Source organism: Arthrobacter flavus (assembly GCF_039526005.1).
In the GTDB taxonomy this organism is placed as follows: domain Bacteria; phylum Actinomycetota; class Actinomycetes; order Actinomycetales; family Micrococcaceae; genus Arthrobacter_D; species Arthrobacter_D flavus.
In genome coordinates this window covers 89410-97394 of the sequence record NZ_BAAAIJ010000005.1, presented here as the reverse complement: position 1 = coordinate 97394, position 7985 = coordinate 89410, and the positions used below count along the sequence as shown (strand labels likewise).

The following is a 7985-nucleotide window of genomic DNA, read 5'->3' as shown; positions in this document are numbered from 1 at the left end:
GTTCTCAAACAACAGACACACCCGGCACCAAACAGAACCAAACAGTTCCATCATCGCTCCGGAGCAACTTTTCAAACTTACCGGCTGATCATCTTCAGGTCAAATCGGCTGATCTTCCAATCCCTGAGCCATACTGCGCTCGGGACGAACCGTAGTTCTGGTGGTTGTCAGCCGGTCAATTCCCTCGACCAGCGCGGATATAAATTCTAGCACCCTTCGGCCGAAGTTGTAAATCGTGCTCGGGGCCGGGCGCAGAATGCCCGGCCCCGCGCGGATCTAGGGCTTTTTCGGAGCCAGATACACAACGCCCAACGGTGGAACCCGCAGGTCAGCATAAGCAGGCTGCCCGCTGCAGGGCCCTTCGACAGCTGTGACCCCGCCAAGGTTGCCAACACCCGAACCGCCAAATTCCTCAGCGTCCGTGTTGAGCACCTCTTCCCACTCCCCCGACCAGGGCAGACCCACCCTGAATCCTTCATGGGGCGCTCCGGCGAAGTTAGCGATGCACACCAGCGGATTGCCTTGGCCATCCCAGCGGATGAAGGACAGCGTGTTGCGGGCGCCGTCGTTCTCATCAATCCACTGGAACCCCGACGGATCGTTGTCCCGGATATACAGCGCCGGCGTGTTTCGATAGATCCCGTTCAGGGACCGCACCAGGTGCTGGACACCCTTGTGCGCGGGGGTATCCGAGAGCCACCAGTCGAGACCGTACTGCTCCGACCACTCAGATTCCTGGGCGTACTCAGTGCCCATGAAGATCAGCTGCTTGCCGGGGTGCGCCCACTGGAACGCCAGGTAGGCCCGCACACTAGCGAGCTGCTGCCACCGGTCACCTGGCATTTTCCGCAGCAGCGACCCCTTGCCGTGCACAACCTCGTCATGGCTGATCGGTAGCAGGAAGTTCTCGGTGTAGGCGTAGACCATGGAGAAGGTCGCCTTGCCGTGGTGGTAGCCACGGTTGACCGGGTCTTCAGCCATGTACTCCAACGAGTCATGCATCCAGCCCATGTTCCACTTCAGCCCGAATCCGAGGCCGCCTCCGCTGGTGGCGCGGGTGACACCGGGGAAGGATGTCGATTCCTCCGCGATCATCACGATGCCGGGCACCCGCTTGTAAGCGGTGGCGTTGACCTCCTGAAGGAAGTCAATCGCTTCAAGGTTCTCCCGGCCACCCAGCCGGTTCGGCGTCCACTGGCCCTCTTCGCGGGAGTAGTCCAAGTAGAGCATCGACGCGACAGCGTCCACGCGCAGCCCGTCAATGTGGAACTCCTCGAGCCAGTAGAGGGCATTGGCGACCAGGAAGTTCCGTACTTCGCGGCGACCGAAGTCAAAGATCAGCGTTCCCCAATCGGGGTGCTCACCCAGGGAGGGATCGCCGTGCTCGTACAGGGTCCCGCCGTCGAACTTCGCCAAGGCGAACTCATCCTTGGGGAAATGCGCCGGAACCCAGTCCATGATGACGCCGATCCCGGCCTGGTGCAGTTTATCCACCAGGTACTTGAAGTCGTCGGGGTGGCCGAAGCGTGACGTTGGCGCATAATACGAGGTGACCTGGTAACCCCAGGAGCCACCGAAGGGGTGTTCGGCGACGGGCATCATCTCAACATGGGTAAAGCCCTGCCACTGCACGTATTCGGTGAGCTGATCAGCCAATTCCCGGTAGTCAAGGCCCACCCGCCAGGAGCCAAGGTGCACCTCGTAGACGCTCATGGGCCCATTGTGGGGATCCGTTGCGGCCCGCGCCGTCATCCACTCATCGTCCTGAAAGGTGTACCTCGACTCGACCACGCGCGAGCCGGTGAGCGGAGGGATTTCGGTACCACGGGCCATCGGGTCGGCCTTCTCACGCCAGTGTCCGTCGCTGCCGAGGATCTCGAACTTGTACCGCGACCCTGCGACAGCCTCGGGAATGAAGATCTCCCAGAACCCTGAGCTGCCCAGCGCGCGCATCGCGTTGATGGAGCCGTCCCACCCATTGAAGTCCGCCTTGACCCGGACGGCCTGGGCATTGGGCGCCCAGACAGCGAAGCTGACGCCGTTGATGTCGCCCAGCACGGAAGCGTAGTGACGGACGTGAGCGCCGAGCGCGGTCCACAACGTCTCGTGCCGCCCTTCGGCGAGGAGGTGCATGTCGATCTCGCCCAGCGTTGGTAGGAACCGGTACGGATCGTCGACCATCTGCGGCTCACCGTCGTAGGTCACTTCGAGGCGGTAGTCCGGGACGTGCCCGGCGTTCTCCGCCGCAACCGTGCCGACCCAGATGCCGTTGTGCTCGTGCTCCAATTCGACGCGACCGCTGCCGGTCACCACTGTGACACGCTGCGCAAGACGACGCAGGGTTCGGATAGTGACTAGCCCATGCCCGTCGAGGTGCGCACCCAGCACAGCATGCGGCTGGTGGTAGCGGCCTTCCGACACTGACTGCAGGATGTCAGTTGAGTGTTCGATCCGCCCCGGTGAGGTGGTGACGGCGTCCGTCCCAGCCACCGTGTCAGAACTAACGACTGGGTTGGAACCCACGACGGCGTCGACAGCCACTACCGGGTCGACGGGCCCCGCAGCGGGCGGCGAGGAAACGGTCGCCGATGACGTGTTCTGGGTTGCGCTGGCGGACCCGGTCAGGGCGCGGCGCACATCGCGGACCGGGATGTCGACCCAGTCCGGGCGGTTGCGTAGCTCGTAGACCACTTCGTACAGGGCCTTATCCAGCCACAACGCGAGGAAGAGCGGATCGGCTGGGTCAACCAGCGTCCCGGTCTGGTCCTGGTAGCCAGCCGCGAAGGCTGCACCCGCAGCCGCGGTCCACTCGTCGGCGTCGGCGGTCGCGGCGTCGTTGCCATGGGCTGCTGCTGCGCCGGCGTACTCGAGCGAACGCATCATCCCGACGACGTCCCGCAACACCACATCGGGGACGCTGCGCTCAGCGGCGGGACGCAGTGGCTCGCCCTCAAAATCGAGCACCAGCCAAGATCCGTCCGGGGCGTTGAGAACCTGTCCCAGATGGTAGTCAGCGTGGATGCGCTGGAGATCGGGGAGCGTCTTCACACCGCGAACCCGCTCAACAACCTTGGCCACCTCGGCCTCGAGCGGCCCGACGACGTCGTGGGCTTCCTGCCAGGCCCACTCGATGCGCTGCACCAGGGTCTCGATGAATTCGCCGCGTTCGACGTCGCTTGCTGCCCGGCTTCCGAACGCGGCGGCCAGCTGCGCGTGGATACGCCCGGTCACCCGCCCCAGTTCGGCTGCCTCAGCGGTGAAATCGGTGTTCGATGCGGCCGCAACCGAGGCGGTCCGCCAGGCGTCGGTACTGTTGTCGATAAAATCCCGGAGGACGCTGAGGTGACCGGTCAGCCACTGCTTTTCCCCGGCTCGTGTGTCCTCCCAGCTGCCGGTGACCCACCCGAACGTGGTGGGCACGTCCACGGATCCGGCATCGGTGAGCTTGGCACTGACCTGAACGTCGGGGCTCTCCCCCGGTGCCAGCACCCGGAAGAATTTGACGATCATCGAACCCTCCGGCGTACGCACCACAACAGAGGTGTTTGATTGTTCACCCCTGAGTACGGTCAGCGGAAGAGGCTGGTCGAACCGTTTCGCCGAGGCGAACGATCCCAGCGGGTAGCCCCTGGTCCGGCCGTCCTCGGTGACACCGCCCGAGCGCATCAATTCAACCCAGGCCGTCACGAAGACCGGGTCGTGGGTGGCGTCGTAGATCCAGCGATGCCCCAATTCGGTGTGCTCGGCCTCGCCGATCAACGCATCTTCAGCGCCTTTCAAGGGCGAGTCACGATAGCTCAGCGGAATCTGGACGATGTCCCTGCGGTGGCCGGAATCGACGGCGATCAGGTGAACGTCGAGGCCCACCGCACCGGCTGGGTCCTCCAGCCGGATGCCGCCGACCCTTCGAAGTTCAAACTCGCGGCCTTTGGCTGGGAACCACCGCTGATCCGGTAGCCATGAGGCAAGGAGTTCTGGAAAGGTCGGCGTCAGTTTGGGCATTACTTTACGGCCTCCGGGGCTTGAATGATTGGCAGGGCTTCAGTATGCGGTGAAGCAGTGTTTGAGCTGGCTGAGCGGAGACGGAGCCAGTAGAAATCGTGGCTTCCGAGTGTCAGGGTGAGTGCGCCGTCGTCGCCGAAGGCCGGGAATGGTGTGCCACCGAAGAGGTCACGCAGACCTCGTCCGGCATACTCCGGCAGGTTCAGCTGCGCGGCAACCGGGTGCTGCGACAGGTTGAATACGCACAACACCACCTCTGGTTGCTCGCCTTCGGCATTGTCGACCTCTACCTCACGGATGAAAGCCAGCACCGATTCAGCTTCGGTGGGCACGTTGCGGTACGAGCCCAGGCCGAAGGCCGGGTGCGTCCGGCGCACTGCAAGCATCTGCCGCATCCAGTGCAGCAGCGAGCTTGAACTGGCCAGCTGCGCTTCAACGTTGACGTGGTTGTAGTGGTAGACCAGCGACTGGACGACGGGGAGATAGAGCTTCCCCGGGTCAGCTGTTGAGAACCCGGCGTTACGGTCGGGGTTCCACTGCATGGGGGTTCTCGATGCGTCGCGATCCTCGAGCCAGATGTTATCGCCCATCCCGATTTCGTCACCGTAGTAGAGGAACGGGCTTCCCGGCAGGGACAGCAGCAGGGCGTGAATCAGTTCAACTTCGGCCCGCGAGTTGTCCAGGAGTGGCGACAGACGACGGCGGATGCCGACGTTGGCGCGCATCCTCGAGTCTGGCGCATACCAGCCGAGCATCGCTTCGCGTTCCTCGTTGGTGACCATTTCGAGGGTGAGCTCGTCATGGTTCCTGAGGAAGGTACCCCACTGGGCGCCAGCGGGGATGTTCGGTGTTTCGGCCATCGTGTCAATGATGGGTCCGGCCTTCTGGTCGCGGAGGGCATAGAAGAGCTTGGGCATGATCGGGAAGTGGAAGCACATGTGGCATTCCGGTCCCTCGGCGTCGCCGAAGTACTCGACAACCTCCTCGGGTAACTGGTTTGCTTCAGCAACGATGATGCGGCCGGGATAGTTCTCGTCGACCATGGTGCGCAGGTCCTTGAGGAACGCGTGTGTCTGCGGCAGGTTCTCGCTGTTGGTCCCTTCCTCCTCGAAGAGGTAGGGGATGGCGTCCGCACGGAAACCATCGATGCCCTGGTCCAGCCAGAACTTCACCACATCGAAGAGCGCCTCAATAACCTTGGGGTTTTCGAAGTTCAGGTCCGGCTGGTGGGAGAAAAACCGGTGCCAGAAGAACTGCCGGCGGACGGGGTCGAAGGTCCAGTTGGACTCCTCGGTGTCCACGAAGATGATCCGCGCGTCCTCGTACTTCTCGTCAGTGTCGCTCCAGACGTAGAAGTCGCCGTAGGGGCCGTCGGGATCGTTTCGGGATTCCTCGAACCAGTGGTGCTTGTCTGAGGTGTGGTTCAGCGGCAGGTCGATGATGACGCGGACGCCGCGGGCGTGTGCCTCGGCGACCAGGCGCTTGAAATCACTGATGGTGCCGAACTCATCGAGGACGTTGTAGTAGTCGGCGATGTCGTAGCCACCGTCGCGCAGGGGCGACTTGAAGAACGGTGGCAGCCACAGGCAATCAACACCAAGCCACTGCAGATAATCCAGTTTGTCGATCAGACCAGAGAAATCGCCAGAGCCGTCGCCGTTCGCATCCGCGAACCCGCGCACCAGAACTTCGTAAAATACGGCCTTGCGGTACCAGTGTGGGTCATGCGCGAGACCGGGTGCGTTCAGTTGAAACGGGTTGGCCACTAGGGCTTCCTCCTGAGGTAAAGGATGTGTGCTGGTTCCACATGCGGATCCAGCCTGACGTAGTTGTGGGTGCCCCAGACCCAACTCTGGCCGGTGATGAGATCGTCAACCCAGAAGGTGCCGTCCTCATTGCAGTCCTCGGGATCGAGGGACAGTGCATCAAGGTTCAGGGAGACTGTGCTTTCCCTGGCCCCGTGCGGGTCGAGATTCACCACCACGATGATGGTGTCCTTGACCGTGCTGTCGCCGCCGACGTTCTCCTTGTGCTTGGAAAACACCAGGGTTTCCGTATCCGAGCTGTGGTGAATGGTCAGATTCTCGAGATCGCCCAGTGCCGGATGGTCCCGTCGGATCTGGTTCAGCCTGGTGAGGTACGGCGCCAGGCTCCTGCCCTCGGCTTCGGCACGCTTGAAGTCGCGGGGACGATACTCGAATTTCTCGTTGTCGATCGACTCCTCGGCACCGGGCCTGGCCACATGCTCATACAGCTCGTAGCCCGAGTAGACACCCCACAGGGGGCTGGCCATTGCTGCAAGCGCTGCCCGGATCTTGAAGCCAGCGGGTCCGCCGTACTGGAGGAACTCGGTGAGGATATCGGGGGTGTTGACGAAGAAGTTGGGGCGGAAATATGGTGCGCTGACCTTGCTGACTTCAGTGAAATACTCTTCGAGTTCAGTCTTCGTGTTGCGCCAGGTGAAGTAGGTGTAGGACTGCTGGAAGCCAGCACGGCCCAGGGCATGCATCATCGGCGGGCGGGTAAACGCCTCGGCGAGGAAAACGACGTCGGGATGCTTCCGGTTCACTTCGCGGATCAGCCATTCCCAGAACACCACCGGTTTGGTGTGCGGATTGTCGACGCGGAAGATCTTCACGCCGTGGCTGATCCAGAGCAGGACAATCCTCAGGACCTCGCGGGAAAGGCCATCGGGGTCGTTGTCGAAGTTGATCGGGTAGATGTCCTGGTACTTCTTCGGCGGGTTCTCCGCGTAGGCAATCGACCCGTCCACCCGGGTGGTGAACCATTCAGGGTGTGAGGTGACCCAGGGATGGTCAGGTGAAGCCTGCAGAGCCAGATCCAGTGCGATTTCGAGGTTCAGTTCGTTGGCCCGAGCCACGAAAGCGTCAAAGTCATCGAAGGTGCCGAGATCGGGGTGGATGGCGTCGTGGCCGCCTTCAGCGGCGCCGATGGCCCACGGCGACCCGGGGTCTCCGGGGCCAGCCGTCAGGGTGTTGTTGGGCCCCTTGCGGTGGGTGCGCCCGATCGGGTGGATCGGCGGGAGATAGACGACGTCGAAGCCCATGTCCGCGACGGCGGGTAGCCGGTGAGCCGCGGTGACGAAGGTGCCGGAGGTCCACTCGGCGGAGGCCGGCTCGTAGGTGGCACCCTCGGACCGGGGGAAGAACTCGTACCAGGACGCACGCCCCGCAAGTTCCCGTTCAACGTTGATCCGATAGGGCTCGGATACGGTCACCAGGTCACGCAGGGGCTCCCGGGCGATGGCTGCGAGGACGGCCGCCGACTCACCTGCGGCAAGCCGCTCGCCAATCGGGAGCTCAGTGTCGGCGAGGACCCGCGCAGCCTCGGTGAAGGCCACCGCGTCCTTAGGCTTACGGGTCGTCGCAGCGTTGGTGAAGAGGACTGCACCCTCGGCGAGCATCAGCTCGACGTCGACTCCGGCCGCAATCTTGACCTCAGCGTTGTGGTGCCAGGTGCCGTACAGATCACCCCACCCTTCGATGACGAAGGTGTAGTTGCCGACGGCTGGAGGGCGGAGGAGGCCTTCATACCGGTCCAGGCCCTGCCCCACCGGAGCCAGGCGCACACGCTGGACCTCTTTGCCCTTGCTGGAAAGCAGGACCGCTGATACTCCGAGCTGGTCGTGCCCTTCCCTGAATACTGTGGCGCCCACTGCAATATCAGATCCTGGGATCGCTTTGGAGGGGAATGCTCCACCGTCAACAACCGGGGAAATCTTGGTGATTGGAATTCGTCCGAACCGCAGATCAGCTTTGTCAATCGGCTTCCTGGCGGTGCGTCCCTTACGTGGTGGCTCTATTGAAGTCGTCACACATTAGACGTTAGCGAGTATTTGCCGAGATTGCTAAGGCGCGCGGACGTAACATCAGTGCTTTTTCTGCTCCAGTTGGGCCCTAACGCAAACGTTTACTCTCACTTGCTCTCATCGGGGCCCTCCCGCAGCCATCCGTCCTGAAAAA

At 62.5% G+C, this 7985-nt stretch carries 4 protein-coding genes; 1 reads left to right on the top strand and 3 read right to left on the bottom strand.

All coding sequences use genetic code 11. The features are described 5' to 3' along the window. The coding region (locus ABD059_RS02220) for a hypothetical protein (protein ID WP_343877505.1) at positions 1-210 on the top strand (210 nt) is incomplete at its 5' end. Between the two features lie 66 nt (positions 211-276). On the opposite strand, the gene glgB is transcribed toward ABD059_RS02220, so the two are convergent. Genes glgB through ABD059_RS02205 form a run of 3 tightly spaced genes read right to left on the bottom strand, consistent with a single transcriptional unit; the run spans position 277 to position 7825 of the window. Next, entirely contained in the window at positions 277-4002 is a 3726-nt protein-coding gene (gene glgB / locus ABD059_RS02215) for a 1,4-alpha-glucan branching protein GlgB (RefSeq protein WP_343877503.1), read from the bottom strand. Continuing rightward, the gene (treS, locus tag ABD059_RS02210; RefSeq protein WP_343877502.1) at positions 4002-5768 is read right to left on the bottom strand and encodes a maltose alpha-D-glucosyltransferase; all 1767 of its coding nucleotides are present in this window, start codon (positions 5766-5768) and stop codon (positions 4002-4004) included. The genes glgB and treS overlap by 1 nt, the downstream gene beginning before the upstream one ends. Beyond that, entirely contained in the window at positions 5768-7825 is a 2058-nt protein-coding gene (locus tag ABD059_RS02205) for an alpha-1,4-glucan--maltose-1-phosphate maltosyltransferase (protein ID WP_343877509.1), read from the bottom strand. Before ABD059_RS02205 ends, treS begins: the two co-directional genes overlap by 1 nt. Between the last annotated feature and the right edge of the window lie 160 nt (positions 7826-7985).

Excerpts from the sequence above, each read along its gene's own strand:
- glgB (WP_343877503.1), bottom strand. The coding sequence starts at position 4,002 with ATGCCCAAACTGACGCCGACCTTTCCAGAACTCCTTGCCTCATGGCTA.